Source organism: Carbonatibacter coralli (assembly GCF_039592655.1).
Taxonomy (GTDB): domain Bacteria; phylum Pseudomonadota; class Alphaproteobacteria; order Kiloniellales; family Kiloniellaceae; genus Carbonatibacter; species Carbonatibacter coralli.
On record NZ_JBBUTJ010000001.1, the window covers coordinates 840,307 to 856,287 of the forward strand.

15 protein-coding genes are annotated in these 15,981 nt (G+C 54.7%); 8 read left to right on the top strand and 7 right to left on the bottom strand.

The features are described from left to right. Window positions 1–19 precede the first annotated feature (19 nt). Window positions 20–634, top strand: a complete 615-nt coding sequence (gene folE / locus AAAH10_RS03855; RefSeq protein WP_343560698.1) for a GTP cyclohydrolase I FolE — start codon at window positions 20–22, stop codon at window positions 632–634. Between the two features lie 111 nt (window positions 635–745). Continuing rightward, window positions 746–2,191: a TrkH family potassium uptake protein gene (locus AAAH10_RS03860; RefSeq protein ID WP_343560700.1), complete on the top strand. Its 1,446-nt coding sequence runs from the start codon at window positions 746–748 to the stop codon at window positions 2,189–2,191. Window positions 2,192–2,227: 36 nt separating this feature from the next. On the opposite strand, the gene AAAH10_RS03865 is transcribed toward AAAH10_RS03860, so the two are convergent. From AAAH10_RS03865 to AAAH10_RS03890, 6 genes are all read right to left on the bottom strand, one after another. Then, window positions 2,228–2,866: a hypothetical protein gene (locus AAAH10_RS03865; protein ID WP_343560702.1), complete on the bottom strand. Its 639-nt coding sequence runs from the start codon at window positions 2,864–2,866 to the stop codon at window positions 2,228–2,230. 119 nt (window positions 2,867–2,985) lie between these two features. Beyond that, entirely contained in the window at window positions 2,986–4,050 is a 1,065-nt protein-coding gene (hslO, locus tag AAAH10_RS03870; RefSeq protein WP_343560704.1) for an Hsp33 family molecular chaperone HslO, read from the bottom strand. A gap of 138 nt (window positions 4,051–4,188) precedes the next feature. Further along, complete coding sequence (gene argF / locus AAAH10_RS03875) at window positions 4,189–5,100, bottom strand: ornithine carbamoyltransferase (protein ID WP_343560706.1); 912 nt, start codon at window positions 5,098–5,100, stop codon at window positions 4,189–4,191. A 63-nt stretch (window positions 5,101–5,163) separates the two neighbouring features. Next, entirely contained in the window at window positions 5,164–6,369 is a 1,206-nt protein-coding gene (locus AAAH10_RS03880; protein ID WP_343560708.1) for an aspartate aminotransferase family protein, read from the bottom strand. A 197-nt stretch (window positions 6,370–6,566) separates the two neighbouring features. Beyond that, window positions 6,567–7,523 carry a TraB/GumN family protein gene (locus AAAH10_RS03885; RefSeq protein WP_343560710.1) on the bottom strand — a complete coding sequence of 319 codons (957 nt, stop codon included), beginning with the start codon at window positions 7,521–7,523 and terminating at the stop codon, window positions 6,567–6,569. A 20-nt stretch (window positions 7,524–7,543) separates the two neighbouring features. Next, on the bottom strand, window positions 7,544–8,419 hold the full coding sequence (locus tag AAAH10_RS03890) for an ABC transporter permease (RefSeq protein WP_343560712.1): 876 nt from the start codon (window positions 8,417–8,419) through the stop codon (window positions 7,544–7,546). Between the two features lie 112 nt (window positions 8,420–8,531). Between AAAH10_RS03890 and AAAH10_RS03895 the strand changes: the two genes are divergently transcribed. From AAAH10_RS03895 to AAAH10_RS03915, 5 genes are all read left to right on the top strand, one after another. Then, window positions 8,532–9,191: a regulatory protein RecX gene (locus tag AAAH10_RS03895; RefSeq protein ID WP_343560714.1), complete on the top strand. Its 660-nt coding sequence runs from the start codon at window positions 8,532–8,534 to the stop codon at window positions 9,189–9,191. An 83-nt stretch (window positions 9,192–9,274) separates the two neighbouring features. Next, a complete protein-coding gene (ilvA, locus tag AAAH10_RS03900) occupies window positions 9,275–10,555 on the top strand; it encodes a threonine ammonia-lyase IlvA (RefSeq protein ID WP_343560716.1) in 1,281 nt (426 codons plus the stop codon). Between the two features lie 181 nt (window positions 10,556–10,736). Further along, window positions 10,737–11,009, top strand: a complete 273-nt coding sequence (locus AAAH10_RS03905) for a DUF1289 domain-containing protein (RefSeq protein WP_343560718.1) — start codon at window positions 10,737–10,739, stop codon at window positions 11,007–11,009. Between the two features lie 205 nt (window positions 11,010–11,214). Further along, window positions 11,215–12,990, top strand: a complete 1,776-nt coding sequence (locus tag AAAH10_RS03910; RefSeq protein ID WP_343560719.1) for a U32 family peptidase — start codon at window positions 11,215–11,217, stop codon at window positions 12,988–12,990. 144 nt (window positions 12,991–13,134) lie between these two features. Continuing rightward, window positions 13,135–14,082, top strand: a complete 948-nt coding sequence (locus AAAH10_RS03915; RefSeq protein WP_343560721.1) for a DMT family transporter — start codon at window positions 13,135–13,137, stop codon at window positions 14,080–14,082. 13 nt (window positions 14,083–14,095) lie between these two features. Here the strand turns inward: AAAH10_RS03915 and AAAH10_RS03920 are convergent, their stop codons facing one another. Then, a complete protein-coding gene (locus AAAH10_RS03920; protein WP_343560723.1) occupies window positions 14,096–14,557 on the bottom strand; it encodes an Lrp/AsnC family transcriptional regulator in 462 nt (153 codons plus the stop codon). 129 nt (window positions 14,558–14,686) lie between these two features. Between AAAH10_RS03920 and AAAH10_RS03925 the strand changes: the two genes are divergently transcribed. Next, a complete protein-coding gene (locus AAAH10_RS03925; protein WP_343560725.1) occupies window positions 14,687–15,841 on the top strand; it encodes an amidohydrolase in 1,155 nt (384 codons plus the stop codon). The last annotated feature ends 140 nt before the right edge of the window (window positions 15,842–15,981 follow it).

The window sequence follows — 15,981 nt, forward strand, 5'->3', positions numbered from 1 at the left end:
TGTTCCAAGGATCATTCCCGTGAGCAATTCCAATCAAAACAATGCCGTTCAACGGCCATCCCGCGATGAAGCAGAAGAAGCTGTCAGAACCCTGCTGCGCTGGGCTGGTGACGACCCGACGCGCGAGGGCCTGCTGGGCACTCCGGATCGCGTTGTGCGTGCCTATGAAGAGTTCTTTGCCGGCTACAAAATCGATCCGAAAGAATTGCTGGCACGCACCTTTGAAGAGGTCGAAGGCTATGACGAGATCGTTTTGCTCCGTGACATTCCCTTTGAATCCCACTGCGAACACCACATGGCTGCAATCATCGGCAAGGCGCACATTGCCTATCTGCCAACCAACCGCGTTGTTGGCATCAGCAAACTGGCCCGCCTCGTAGAGGCCTATGCAAAGCGTCTCCAGATTCAGGAAAAGATGACAGCGCAGATTGCCAACACGCTCAACGAGGTTCTTCAGCCCAAGGGCGTTGCAGTCGTTATTGAAGCCAGCCACCAGTGCATGACAACACGCGGCATCCACAAGCAGGGCGTCAGCATGGTCACATCACAGATGCTCGGCCTGTTCAGAACCAACGCCTCCACACGTCGCGAATTGATGGCGCTGATTGGCAACCCGACCAACCGCGCATCCTGATTGTCCTGAAACAGAGGGCTGGCCTGGACCGGCCCTCTCTTTTCCTTTCCACTGATCCAGTGCGTTCGTGCTCCTCACCCAGACGATTTATCGACACAGGAGAAGCAGCTCATGATTCAGTTCCGCCCTATCATCTTTGTTATCGGTCTGCTCCTTTGCATTCTGTCGGTGGCAATGCTGATTCCAGCGGTTGTTGATGCTGCTGCAGGTCATGCTGACTGGACTGTTTTCGTCAATTCCGGCCTGACAATCTTTGCCATTGGTGCCGTGATGGTTCTTGCGACGGATTCAAGCTGGCGCAACTTCAATCTCCGCCAGGCCTTCGTCATGACGAATCTTGCCTGGCTGTCAATTGCGATTGCCGGCTCCCTCCCGTTCATTTTTTCAGAGCTGGATCTCTCTCTCGCAGATGCCTTCTTCGAGTCCATGTCAGGCATCACCACAACCGGTTCCACTGTCATCATCGGTCTGGAAAACACACCACCCGGCATTCTGCTGTGGCGCGCCATTCTTCAATGGCTGGGCGGGATCGGTATCATTGTCATGGCTGTTGCCATCCTCCCCATCCTGCAGGTTGGTGGCATGCAGATGTTTCGTATCGAGGCCTTTGACACCGACAAGGTTCTGCCCAGGGCAGCCCAGATCGCAGGCGCGATTGCCCTGCTCTATGCCGTGATGACCGCCATTGCCGTTGCGATCCTCTCATGGTTGGGCATGTCCGGCTTTGATGCTGTCATTCACGCCATGACCTCTATCGCGACAGGCGGCTTTTCATCCTATGATTCTTCGGTCGGGCACTTCCAGCAGGCCTCCATTGACTGGGCCATCAGCGCCTTCATGGTTATGGGAAGCATCCCCTTCGTTCTCTATCTGCGGGTGATACGCGGCAATCTGCGCAGTCTCTGGCACGATCCACAGGTGAAGGTTTTCTTTGCCATTCTCCTGTTTGCCATCATCACCATGACCGTGTGGCTGGTCAGCAACAACATCTACAACGTGGCAGATGCCCTGCGCTATGCAACCTTCAACGTGATTTCCATCATGACCGGAACAGGCTACGCCACAACAGATTTCGGCCTGTGGGGCGGCTTTGCCATGGCCATGATGTTTATCCTGATGTTCATTGGCGGCTGTGCGGGCTCAACCACCTGCGGCATCAAGATTTTCCGCCTGCAGGTTCTCTATTCGACAGCACAGGCCCAGTTGAACAGGCTTATCCAGCCCAACGGCATTTTCTTTGCCTATTACAACAAGAGCACAATTGACGAGAGCGTCTCCAACTCTGTCATGAGCTTCTTCTTCCTCTTTGCCTTCAGCTTTATTCTGCTTGCCGGTGGTCTGGGCTTCTTCGGACTGGATTTCGTCACAGCCGTGTCCGGCGCAGCAACCGCTATCGCCAATGTTGGTCCGGGTCTTGGCGAAACCATTGGCCCGGCAGGAAACTTCCAGCCTCTGCCGGATGGCGCCAAGTGGCTGATGTCTGCAGGAATGCTCCTGGGACGACTGGAGCTTTTTACAATTATGGTCATGCTGCTGCCACGCTTCTGGCGCGGCTGACAGCAGGTCCGGCTCCCCCCCGACCAGCAAGCCTTCCTACTGCAGATACTTCCCGAAATGTTGCGGGATCGCAGTTTCAAGCTGCTGATCAATTTCAGCCATCAGCTTTTCTGTCATGGAAAACCACAGGGCTTCGCGCTCATTCAGTGTCAAATCCGGCAAAGCTGTCATTTTGCGTTCCGCCTGGGCATTGACAGAAGCCAGGGTAAACCCGCGGGCATCCTCAAGCGACAGATTCACGCGGATCTTTCCGGTGTAGGCCTCTGTCGGGTCCTTGCGAAAGAAGCTTTCAAGCGTCTCTTCACCCGGTTCGATCTTTTCCTCGATCACGGAAGCCTCAAGCACTCTGTAGACCAGACGGCTGTTGTCCTGAACACCGCTTGCTCTCAGACGGTCAAGCGCCCACTGTTCTGCTGTCAACGCAGGTGGAATCGGGAAGATATGCTCAACATTGGGAGCCTGGGCCGGAGACAGATATTCCTGCTCGATCACCAGCTCCTGCGCGACAAGATTGAAGGTTCCCTTGTGACCGAAGGTAATATGCGCATAGCCGGACGGAGACGGCGTCGTCTGACAACCCGAGAGCACAACAGCAGCCAGAAGCGCCAACAGGGATCGCCCCCGTGTCATCCTGAATTCTGTCAAAAGGGAAAAGCGGGTGGCAAATGCAAACATGGACAGGCCTCTGAGAATCGTGGGGATACAAACAGGAACAGGACGAATCACTCCTGTTCCCAAACTACCACAATCAAAGACCTGAAATCATGACGATTTACGGGCAAGGCCCAAAAGGATCAGTCTGCCGCCTGAATCTTTGCGATATCATCGTCATCAAAGCTGTAGGTTCTGCTGCAAAACTCGCAGGACGCCAGAATACGCCCGTCAACCTTGTGCTGGTCCAGCTCGCCAACCGGGATGGTTTTGATCACTGTTTCCAGTTTCTCACGTGAACAGCGACACCCTTCATAAAGCGGCAGACGGTCATAGACACGAACAAGCTCTTCATGGAAGAGGCGATAAAGCAGATCGTTCATTGGCAGAGCCGAATCAAGCAATTCTTCACGGGAGCAGCTCGAAAGAAGAACCATGGTACGGGACCAGTCTTCCTTGCGCTCATCTCCGTCGCGCACCATTCCGCTTGTGGCACCATCCTCAAGCTCAACAGCGTTGCTGCCACCTTCATCCGGCATCAGCTGAACAATAATACCGCCGGCACGCCAGTGCTTTTCACCCTTTTCATCCGCGACCTGATCAACTTTGATGAGAACACCACTTTCAACCTGATCCGATTGGCGGAAATAGTTCTGCAGGCATTCCGCCAGACTCTCGCCTTCCAGCGCAACAATGGCCTGATAGCGGTCCGCGTGGCCGGGTTGATCAACCGTAAAGGCCAGATAGCCCTCACCGACCAGTTGCCCAAGTGTTGGTTCCTGTCCGTCTTCCAGACCCTCCAGCATGGCACTCAGGGCCTCGCGGTTCACATTCAGATAGCCCCGCACAACACCGGCAGAGGTCATATCCGCAACCATGGCAGAGATCGGCCCGTCACTCTTGCTCTGGAGAGTAAAGGTGCCTTCAAACTTCAGAAGGGATGACAGCAACCCTGTCAGAGCCATCAGTTCACCCAGAAGACGCGCCGCCGGTTCAGGGTAACGGTGGCGCTTCAGAACAGCATCTATCGCGCTTTCCAGACGCAGCATCCGGCCGCGAATTCCTGTGTTCTCGAGGAAAAAGGGCTGGACGGCATCCACCTCGCGGTCCTGGAAACCCAGTTCTGCTTCACGCAGGGTTTCTCCCTGGCTTTCCGGTTGTGTCTTGTCGTTCCGCTCACTGCTGGACATGGATGGCTCCGCATTCATAACAACGATGCTCCCTGCTTTGGCAAACAGGGAGCTTTCGCGTTTCTATATAAGCTGGTCTCGAAGATTTCAAAGGCTTTTCACACCGGAGCCACTGCATAGCAGCTATCCCGGCATGACAACAGCGTTTGAACGGATCTACTTGCCCATACACCAGACCATGATGCCCTTCTGGGCATGCAGGCGGTTTTCTGCTTCATCAAAGATCACGGAATGCGGGCCATCCAGAACGGCATCCGTTGCCTCCTCGCCTCGGTGCGCAGGCAGGCAGTGCATGAAAAGGGCATCAGACGCAGCAAGGGCCATCAGGTCTTCATTAACCTGATAGGGTGCCAGCAGCGCCTTGCGACGTTCAGCGCCGTCCTGTCCCATGGAAACCCAGGTGTCTGTCACAACAAGGTCAGCTCCCGCCACTGCAGCCTGAACATCCTCTGTCACCGTGATGTCGGCATTCTGGGATCCGGCCCAGTCGACAACTTCCTGGGAAGGGGCAAGCTCGCGCGGTGTTGCCAGAGTCAGGGCAAAGTTGAATCTCGCCGCACAGTGGATCCAGGAATTCGCAACATTGTTGCCATCTCCAACCCAGACCACACGCTTGCCCTCGATTGACCCGCGATGTTCCTCATAGGTCAGCATGTCTGCCATCAACTGGCAGGGATGGCTGTCATCGGTCAGACCGTTGATAACCGGAACAGACGCATATTCCGCCATTTCCAGCAGCTTTTCCTCACCGGATGTCCGGATCATGATCCCGTTCACAAAGCGGGACAGAACACGGGCTGTGTCAGCAATGCTTTCCCCGTGTCCCAACTGGGAACCGGCCTGATCCATCAGGACAGCCTTGCCTCCCAGCTGTTCAATCCCGACCTGAAATGAAACCCGTGTCCTGGTCGAGGGCTTTTCAAAGATCATCGCCAGATGCTGATCGGGGAGGAGTTCTCCCTTGTAGGTGCCATTCTTGATGGCTTTCGCAAGATCCAGAATCTCGCGCAGGGTTGCCGTGTCAAAATCACGAATGGACAGGAAGTGTTTCGGTTTTGCGTTTGTCATCGTTTCACAATCCAACAAATCGGTCTTTCCGGGACTTGGCTTCCCAACCGATAAAGCTGTTTATCAGGACGCCAGTTCTGCAGCAGCAGAGTTCAGTGTAGCCAGAGCCTCGTCAATCTCGGTCGCACCAGCGACAAGCGGTGGCAGGATCCGGACAACATTGTCACCTGCACCGACTGTCAGAAGCCCCTTGTCACGCAGAGTGTTCACCAGTGTCACATTGGACAGTTCATCCTGACACTTCAGTCCCTGCATCAATCCATAGCCGCGACTTTCGACAAAAAGCCCCGGATAGTCCGCAACCAGTCTTTCCAGACCGGCTTTCAGCCTTTCGCCTGCCCCCGCAACAGAAGAAAGGAACCCTTCTGCCAGAATTTGCCGTACCACTGCAAGTCCTACGGCCATCGCAAGAGGATTTCCTCCGAAAGTGCTGCCGTGACTTCCCGGCCCCATTCCGCCGGACGCCTCTTGCGTCGCCATGAAACAGCCGACCGGGAAACCGCCACCGAGCCCCTTGGCCGTCGCCAGGGCATCCGGACGAATTTCGGACCACTCATGAGCAAAGAGCCTGCCTGTCCGTCCCATGCCACATTGCACCTCATCCAGCAGGAGAAGCAGACCGAACTCGTCACAGACCGCACGCAGATCACGAAGATAACCCGGATCAGGTGTGTTGATCCCGCCTTCTCCCTGAACCGGTTCAACCAGAATGGCCGCTGTCTCTTCGGTAATGGCTGCCCGCAATTCGTTCATGTTCCCGAAAGGCACATGGTCAAAACCGGGTGAAGCAGGACCACAGCCTTCCAGATACTTTGCATTTCCTGCAGCAGACAGGGTGGTCAAAGTCCGACCGTGAAAAGCCCCGCCACAGGCAATGATGCGGTTCCTTTGGGGGTTTCCCGCAGCAGCATGATACCGCCGCGCAAGCTTGATCATGCCCTCCAGCGCCTCCGCACCGGAATTGCAGAAGAACACCCGGTCCGCAAAAGAATTGTCGCAGAGCAGAGCAGCCAGTTCCTCGCTTTCGGGAATGGTGTAGAGATTGGAGACATGCCACAGCTTTTTCGCCTGACTTTCCAGTGCCTCAATCATCGCCGGATGGGCATGCCCCAGCGTATTGACAGCAATGCCGCTGACGAAATCCAGATATCGTCGACCTTCCGTTGAAATCAGATAGCAGCCTTCCCCTCGCTCAAAGGCAAGTTCGGAACGCGCATAGGTCTGCATCACAGCAGAGGGTTTTGTTTCAACGACAGAGGACGTTGCCATAACTGGAAACTCCGGAAAATAATGTTCGAAAAAGAAAAGCCGGAACAGAATCACTCTGCTCCGGTCTTGCTATTGAACCGCTTCAGGCTCTCTTTCACAAGAGGCCGTTATTGGTTTTTCTCACTTATAAACAGGATATTTTAAGGCAGATAAGCCTCTATTCATGAGTTTTCCTAATAACAAGATTTTTCCTGAGATCACTGCAGAGGTGTAACGGTGTATCCAAGCGCCCTGAACTGTTCGACCAGTCCGGTCTCGCCCGGCAGGTGCAGGGCCCCCACGGCAATAAGGACTTCCTGACTTTCAAGGAATCGCATCGCACGTTGCGCCATTCGAGTGTTTCGCTCGTGGATCAGGCTGTCCATAAAAGGTTCAAAAGTCGAAGGGGGAATATTTTCCATATCCGCAAGCATGGCCCTGTACATTCCGGCAAGGTCCCCGAGCAGATAGTTCCTCACCTGAATGGCAAAGCGAATTTCATAATCGTCAGGATTGCTCGGCAGTTCCCCCAGAAGCGCAATGACATCCTCATCACTCAGGTCTTCGAAAACGGAGAGCTGCTCGCGGGGTGTCTCAAGCGAGTTGATTCCGACACCGGACTGACGGGCCTCGATCTGCAAACGCTGGTCAAGATTCAGGCGCCCGACAGAAACTCTGGCCGCTTCCGAGGGAGGAGCCGCAAAAAGCGCGAGCATCGCCCAGGGTTTCAAACCGTTCAGCTGTTCAGGAGACAAGCCATAGCTCCGCGAAAGAGCTCCAACACTCTGGAACAGATCAGGAGGCAGTATCTGCTGCAGGGTACGACCATCAGAAAGAACCATGGACTGGAAAACCTGGGCCTTCAGTGACGGATCATCCTCGACCTCGACAATCAGGGTTTTCACTCGCGCAACAAGGGGCCTGACAGCCTGCGCAACAGCAACAACCTGGTCTTCCGTGGAGTGCATCGTGCCGAGCAGATAGCTTGGCCCGGGTGATCCGTCCTTCTCGATTTTCCAGAGCAATCCCTGCCCGTTGAGATTAAAGGCATCCGGATCCAGCGTACCGCTCGCACCGGCCGTCACAGTTCCCAGCAGAAGCGGAATCAGGAGGGTGAGGATCACAACTCCACGCCCCAGAAGATCCTTTAACATATGGTTGGCGTGAGCAATCATGATCTCTGTCCCCCGTTTGATCAGCTTTTAACCCTGTAGCCTGAAGCAATCAGGCGATAGGTCAGCACAGCGAGGATCACATTGATTGCAGGCAACAATATGGCACCCGCCAGAACGTTTCCATCGGCCTGCCCTATAAAGCCGTACCGGAAACCGTCAATCATGTAGAAAAACGGATTGTAATGCGCCAGAACGGCCCAGTTTTCAGGCAGGCGTTCAATCGAATAGAAGGTTCCTGACAGGAACGAAAGGGGGGTGATCACAAAGTTCGTCACAGCAGAAATATGATCGTATTTCTGCGCCCACAATCCTCCCATCATTCCGAGAAGAGCCAGCATCGAACAGGCATTCACAGCAAACCACAAGGCAATCAGCGGATGCGGCAACTCCATCGGCAGGGCCACAACCATCCCGGCCAGAACAGCCAGACCAACCATCAACCCCCGGGTTGCGCCGCCCAGTGCAATCGCAAAGGTCATCTCGAGCGCGGAAACAGGAGCCATCAGCAGATCGACAATGTTTCCCTGTGCCTTGGAAATCATCAGCGAGGAAGAGGTGTTCGAAAAGGCATTCTGCGTCATGGCCATCATCACAAGCCCCGGCGCGAGGAAGGAAATGTAGTCCACGCCCTGAACAGTACGTCCCAGCCCGCCCAGCGCCAATGCAAAAACGGCAAGGAAGAGAAGCGTTGTTACCATGGGGGCGACCAGTGTCTGACCCGCAACGTTCAGGAAGCGGCGCACCTCGCGCAGGTACAGGGTCCACATCCCGACGACATTGAAGGCCCCCATTGGCCTCGGTCCCAGACCGAGGGAAGCTTCGAAACGCTTGTGATCATGCCCGCAGATATCTGCCGAGCGGGACGTCTCCGCCCGCTCTGTCTGTTCCATAGTCATTTCCCGACGAACCTGTTTTTTCTGGCCCTGAAGCCTTGTCAATAGAACAGGCAATCTTCCGGGCGGGGTTATTTTTGCTGACATCCGCTGACTGCAATGGCAGAACGGTGTCATGACGGATGAACCATACGACGCCAAACCGGACAGGGCAACCCGGGCAGACAGGAAGCCAGCCAGGAAAGTGCCCAGGAAAGCGACCTCCCGTTATCTCAATAACGCAGCCCGCTTCTATCTGGAACGTTATGCGACGTCAGTGGCCGGTTTTCGGGCCTACCTGCTGCGCAAGGTCGACGCCTCTGCGCGGGAACACGGCACATCCCCGGAAGAAGGGCGCGAAGAGATTGAACGTCTGGTCGAACTCTTCACCAACATGCGTGCTCTGGATGACCAGCGGTTTGCCGAACAGCGCGCAGGAAGCCTTCATCGCAAGGGCAAAGCCAAAAGGGCCATTGCACAGGACCTGAAAACCAAGGGTATTTCAGAACCTCTCATTCAAAAGGCTCTCGAAAGTCTTCAGGACGGAGATGAGGCAATTGATCCGGATTTTCAAGCCGCGGTCCGCTATGCACGCAAAAAAGGTTTTGGCCCCTTTGCTGCCCTGAAAATCCGCTCCCTGCGATCTGCAGAGCTCGAAACGGACGAACAGGAAACAAAAAAAATCCGGCAGCGCTCCCTGGCAGCCTTTGCCCGGCAGGGCTTTTCCCTGTCCCTGGCGGAACGCATCCTCAACAGCGAAGATCCCCACGCCCTTGAAGAGGAAGCCGGTCTTTAGGCACAAAACATTTGCTCCGGCTTTCAAAGCATGTAATGCAATTCAATCTGTCCGTGGTTATTGAAAAAGAGTCCCAGTCCCAAATGTCAGACGATAAAACCAATAAGAACTTCGTCACTGCCGTAGAAGACGCCAAGGAAACGCTCAGAGGTCAGTTCAAACCGACGCCTCTTTGGCACAATGCCTTTCTTTCCGAGCGCTATGGCTGCGATATTTACCTGAAACGCGAAGACACAACTCCGGTTCGCAGTTACAAGATCCGCGGAGCCTTCAACTTTTTCGAGCGCCAGATCAGGCGTCATGGCACGGGTGACAGCAAGCCGGCCTTTGCCTGTGCTTCCGCAGGGAACCACGCACAGGGCTTTGCCTATGCCTGTGCAGCCTTTGGCTGTCAGGGCACCATCTTCATGCCCGTCACAACACCACAGCAGAAAATCCAGAAGACCAAAGCCTTTGGACGGGATTTTGTGACCATCAGGCTCGTCGGGGATATCTTTGACGAGGCCCTCGCTGCAGCCATCGATCACTGCGATCAGAGCGGCAGTGTCATGGTTCCCCCCTTTGATCACGAAGACATCATCACCGGACAAGCCACCGTTGCTCTTGAAGTTCTGGATCAACTGGACAACAAACAACCCGATCTGGTCATCATGCCCGTTGGCGGTGGCGGTCTGTCAGCAGGCATGACCCGCTATCTTTCAGAAAAATCCCCGGATACCGGGTTCCTCTTCGTTGAACCCGAAGGCGCGCCAAGCCTCAGGACCTCCCTTGAAGAAGGCAGGCAGGTTACCCTTGGCAAAGTCGACAACTTTGTCGATGGCGCTGCTGTTGCCCGAATTGGTGATGCTCCTTTCAAACAGCTTTCCCGCTTCAGTTCCGATCAGGTCATGCTGATTCCGGAAGACCGCCTGTGCAACACGATGGAAGAGTTCCTCAATATCGAGGGCATTGTTCTGGAACCTGCCGGAGCCCTTGCCATTGATGCCCTGCGCGAACTGGATTACGGGGCGCTGAAAGGCAAGACAATCGTCTGCGTCGTCTCCGGAGGAAATTTCGACTTCGAGCGCCTGCCCGAAGTCAAGGAACGTGCGCTGAAATATGCCAGTCTGAAGAAGTATTTCATTCTGCGCATGCCGCAGCGCCCGGGCGCCCTGAAGGACTTCCTGTTCCTTCTCGGGCCGGATGACGACATCACCCGCTTCGAGTATCTGAAGAAATCTGCCCGCAACTTCGGGTCCATCCTGATCGGCATTCAGACCAATGCCCCCGAGAACTTCAAGATTCTGACCCGCAAGTTCGAGGAAAGCGGCATCCAGTATCAGGACATCACCGAAAACGAGATCATTTCAAACCTGATTGTCTGACCTGTCCTCCACTCACCTCCATGTGACAGGAAAAGTCGCGCAGACTCTTGAAAAGAGTCGCTGACAAGGCAATGTTCCACTGGAAATAAAAATATCCTTGTAGAAAAGTCGGCTATTGCGCTGGTAAAGATTCATTATGTTTTCGACGGCATAATGAAAAACGGAGAGAACAAGAATGGATATGCCTGTACCACAAGACAAAGCCGGTGATGCCCTGTCCAGGGACATTGCTGCTGCCGAGGATCGTGCCGCCCGTCGCGCACGTCGTCGTGCACGTCTTGCCCAGAAACAGGACACGACTGTTCCCTCCCCCTGTGTTGCCCTGTGCCAGATGGACAACAAGACCGGTCTTTGCGTCGGATGCCATCGGAACATCGACGAAATCCGTGAATGGATGATCCTCACACGGGAAGAAAAGCTCGATATCCTCGATAAAATCGAGTCACGCCGCTAGAGACAACAAGGCCAATTGACCGGACGGGCTGGACTCTTGGGAAAAAAAACGCCATAACTCGCGCGAAAACATCAGACCTTTAAACTGGGTTATTCTTCCGGCTTACGGTCCTGATGCCCTGCACACGCTTTGCAGCAGCCCGCCTGTTCATCAATCAGAACAGGCCTGAAGCGCCTGATCGGGCCTTCACCCAACCGCATTACGGATGACAAGCCTGCGACAGAGACAGGCCGAACCACAAGGTCAGGATACCATGGTCAAGAAAGCGCCAAGACCCGAACGCTCCGAACTCTTGATGCCCGCAGGCAATCTTCTGAAGCTGAAGATGGCTGTTCTCTACGGTGCCGATGCGGTCTATCTCGGCACACCGGACATGTCCCTGCGAGTCAAATCCCAGTTCGCACTCGAGGACGTGATCGAAGGTGTCCGCTTTGCACACGAACACGGTGTTCGCGTCTATCTGACCCTGAACCTCTTCTCTCACAACAAGGACATTGTAAAGCTTCCGACCTTTATTGAAACCATCCGCCAAATTAAACCGGATGGCGTCATTATCGCGGACCCCGGTGTCTTCAACTTTGTGGCCATGAATGCTCCGGACCTGGAGCTTCACATTTCCACACAGGCCAATGTCTGTTCCTGGCTTTCTGTGGATTTCTGGGAAAAACAGGGCGCCAGTCTTGTCGTGATGGCCCGCGAGGTTTCTTTCGAGGAACTGGGCGAAATCCGCGAAAAATGCCCGGACATCAAGCTTGAAGCCTTCATTCACGGCTCCATGTGCATGACCTATTCCGGTCGCTGCCTGCTGTCGAACTTCATGGCTGAGCGTGGTGCCAACCAGGGAAGCTGTGCAAACTCCTGCCGCTGGAACTACAAGGTTCACATGAAGCTCAAGGACGGCACAATCAAGGAGCTGGAACTCACAGAGGAAAACAAGGAGCTCTTCGAGTTTTTCCTGGAAGAAGACCACCGCCAGGGCGAACTGCTGCCCATCGAGGAAGATGATCGCGGTTCCTATATCCTGAATTCCAAGGACCTTTGCCTCATGCCGGTTCTGGATGACTATCTGAAACTGGGTGTGGACTCTCTCAAGGTCGAAGGGCGCGGCAAAAGCCCCTACTACGCCGCTGCCGTCGCCCGCGCCTATCGCATGGCCATTGATGACTGGTACAGTGACCCGGAAAACTGGAGCCCGGACATCTACATGGAGGAACTCCAGTCCGTTCCGAGCCGCGGCTATACCTTTGCCTTCCACGAAGGCCGCCTGACCAACCACGCACACAACTACGAACACACAGCGACAATCGCAGAGTTCGAATACGCCGGTCACATTGACCGCGTTGATGAGGAAGCTCTCTATGTTTCCGTCAAGAACAAGCTGGTTGCCGGGGATGTGCTTGAGTTCCTGCCGCCAAAGCACCGCGACACGGTCATGCTGCGCCTTTATGACTATGACATTGTTCAAAAGAATGGCCGTCCGCAACGCCCGGAAACAGCGACAGAAGTCAATGCAGGACCTCAGCCGGTTATCCGCATTCCCTTCAGCAGTTTTGACCGGATGACACCCGATGAAGTTATCGCCATGCTGCCGCCCTACAGCATTGTACGCAAGGAACGCGCGCTGACCCAGGCGGAATGGGATCGCATCAAGCTGGATACAGCCGCCCAGCGTGTAGAACTGGGCGTGGGCAGTGAAGCGCTCTATCGCCGTCGCCTTGACACGCTCAAGGATTCCATTGATGAGGCCAAGACAAACCTGCGTCCGAAGTCTCCGCGCCTTGGCGTTGAAGGTTGCTGCGGACGAGGCTGTAATGGCTGCCTGGTTTTCTGGAATGATCCCAGCTATGCCAAGGCCCGCGAGCTGCTCGCGAAAAAGAAATCCGGGGAAATGCTCAACACAGATATGCACGACAGCAAAATCGACGCCGCACTCAACCGCGGCATTGAGGCAGACGGGCAGGAACAGAAAAAGTCCGCCTGATCTCCCTTCAGGGACAAATCGTCGGAAAGCCGCAAGCCAGCCGGGTTTGCGGCTTTTTGCATGCAGGTGAACGACAAAGCTTCCCATCACCTGAAAACTGTGAGACGGTCACGAAAAGAACAAAAGATCAGGCGGGACCCCACAATGAGCCTAAACAACACAAGCACGGAAGCTCTTCCGCAAAAGCCTGCGCTGGGTGCTGCCCTGATGGTCGGCGCAATGGTTGTGCTCCCGATGATGGATTCCGCAGTCAAGCTGCTCATGGAATCCCTGCCCTTCCCGCAAGTCGTTTTTCTGCGCTACATCGCCATGACACTGATCATCCTGCCAATCATCCTCTTTCTGTACAAAAAGGAAGAGATCCTGCGCGTCGAACGTCCGGTCATGCAGATCATCCGCGGAGCCCTGATGTTCGCGGCAACCTTTCTTTTCTTCGGTGCCATCAATGCCATGCCCCTGGCTGATGCCGTTGCCCTCGCCTTTGTTGCGCCCATGCTGACAACGGTGCTTTCTGCCCTCTTTCTCAAGGAACAGGTAGGCTTCCGACGCTATGCAGCAGTTTTCATTGGTTTCATCGGCGTTCTGATTATCATTCGCCCCGGAACAGAGACCTTTTCCGTCCCTGCAATGATGGCTCTGGGTTGCAGTCTGGCCATGGGTTTCTTCAACATTGTTACCCGTTCCATTGCCTCCAGCTCGCCACCGCTGATCAGCCTCTTCTATACCGGTGTAACAGGCTCGATCATGGGGGCCTTTGTTGCTCCTTTCTTCTGGGAGCCGATGGTTGCCTCGCACTTTGGCCTGGCAGCAGTGATCGGCACTCTCGGGATGTTCGGGCACGGCCTGCTGATCATGTCATTCCGATACGGGGAAGCCTCTTTCGTCGCGCCTTTCATCTATTTCGAAATGATCACGGCAACTGTTCTCGGCTATCTGGTATTCGGAGACTTCCCGGATCAGTGGGTCTGGGTCGGTGTTTCCATTCTTGTCATCTCGGGCATTTACACAAACTATCGCGAGCGCAGCCACAAGCTGCCCGTTTCACCACCGAAGCACCCTGCTCCCCTTGATGATCAGGACAGGTCGGCCTGACTGCTTTTACGTTCTAAAAGCCGAGTGACTGACCAGTCTTGACCTCATCCATTGATACAAAGGTCCTGAACTTCTTGACGTTGTTGTTTTTGAAGAACACCCGCCGGGTAAAGGCTTCATAGCTCGACATGGTATCCACCACAACGACCAGAACAAAATCGGCCTCTCCGGTGACATAGAAACACTGCTGGACCTCCGGTGCCTCACGGAACTCCTTTTTGATACTGTCGATTTCCATGATCGTTTCGCTGACCAGCTCGACCTCGACAAAAATGGTCAGAGGCAGACCAACAGCTTCCGGGGACACCCGGGCAACATTCGCCTGAATAACACCCTCGGCCTCCATACGCCGGATGCGACGCTGTACAGAGGGTGTGGACAGGTTCACCGCTTCTCCTATTTTGTGCTGCGGTGTCCGGTTGTCTTCCTGCAAAATGCGGAGGATCGCCCTGTCAAACTCATCCAGCGGTGTCATGACCATCCCCTTGCTTCACATCGGTGAAAAATTCTTTCATATCACCAATCAAAATTCAGCAGAAATTTCAGAACAAATGAAATAAATTTTCTTCCATCCACAAAATGGACATCAGAGCAGGAGAAAGCGGTGACGAATTTCCCGAAACGGCTCCGGGCCTTGCGACAGGACTTTCACAAACATCCCGAACTTGGCTTTCAGGAGGAACGGACCAAAAGGAAAATCGCAGAGCATCTCAGGCAACTTGGTGTGGAAACACACGAAGGCATTGGCGTCGTGGGCGTTCTCCGGTCCGGCACAGGCAACCGTTCAATCGGACTGCGAGCAGACTTCGATGCCCTGCCCATTGCGGAGCTCAATGATTTTTCCTACAGGTCACAGAACGAAGGCGTCATGCATGCCTGTGGCCATGACGGACATACAACCATGCTGCTTGGGGCAGCAGAACTGCTGGCCCGGTCTCCGGATTTCGACGGCACTGTCATTTTCATCTTCCAGCCCAACGAGGAGCATGGGCTCGGCGCGCAAGCCATGCTGGATGAAGGTCTGTTCGAGCAATTCCCTGTCGAGGAAATTTACGGCGCCCACAACCTGCCCGGAGAACCCGCAGGCAGAATCTCGACACGCCCGGGGGTGATCTGCTTCAGTGAAAACCTCTTTGAAATTGAAATAACAGGTCAGGGCGGACATGCCTCCATGCCGCACGCCAGCTCGGAAACCATCACCCCTGCCGCCGAACTCGTTCTGGCTCTGCAAACCATTGTCGCCCGCAAGCTTCCCCCCTCATCCGGTGCCGTTGTCTCTGTAACGGAATTTATAACAGACGGACAGCGCAACGTTCTTGCGGGCAAGACTCTTATCAGGGGCGATGCGCGCGCGTCCTGCCCGGAACATCGTGCGGCAACAGAAGTCTTTATCCGCCAGATTGCAGCCGGCGTGGCCGCTGCCCACAACATTGAAATTTCCGTGCAGTTCAGAACGGAGTTTGTCGAGGCCATCAACTGCGCCAGTGCCGTGTCCCACGTCAGCCAGACAGCCGAAGCACTTGGGCTGGACTGTGATGATGATCGCCCTCCCATGACCTTTTCCGAGGATTTCGCAAACTTTCAAACCCGCGTTCCCGGTTGCTTCTTTCTGATTGGCAACGGGACAGATGGTGCAAACGGTCAACCCCTTCATGCTGCCAACTATGACTTCAACGACGCGCTTCTGCCATTGGGCGCACAATTCTGGGCTGAACTGGTCAGAAGGCGGCTTCCTCTGAAAACCGCTCAAAATAAATAGCGAGCCTTTGCACCTCTCCTGCACACACAGGCTTTTACAAGACCATTTTTCAAATACAACGGGACAAAACAGGCTTTCACAAAAGCCTTTTGAAAATCTCCCGCCGGCAGGGCTGTCCTCCGTTTTTTGACTATTTTCGC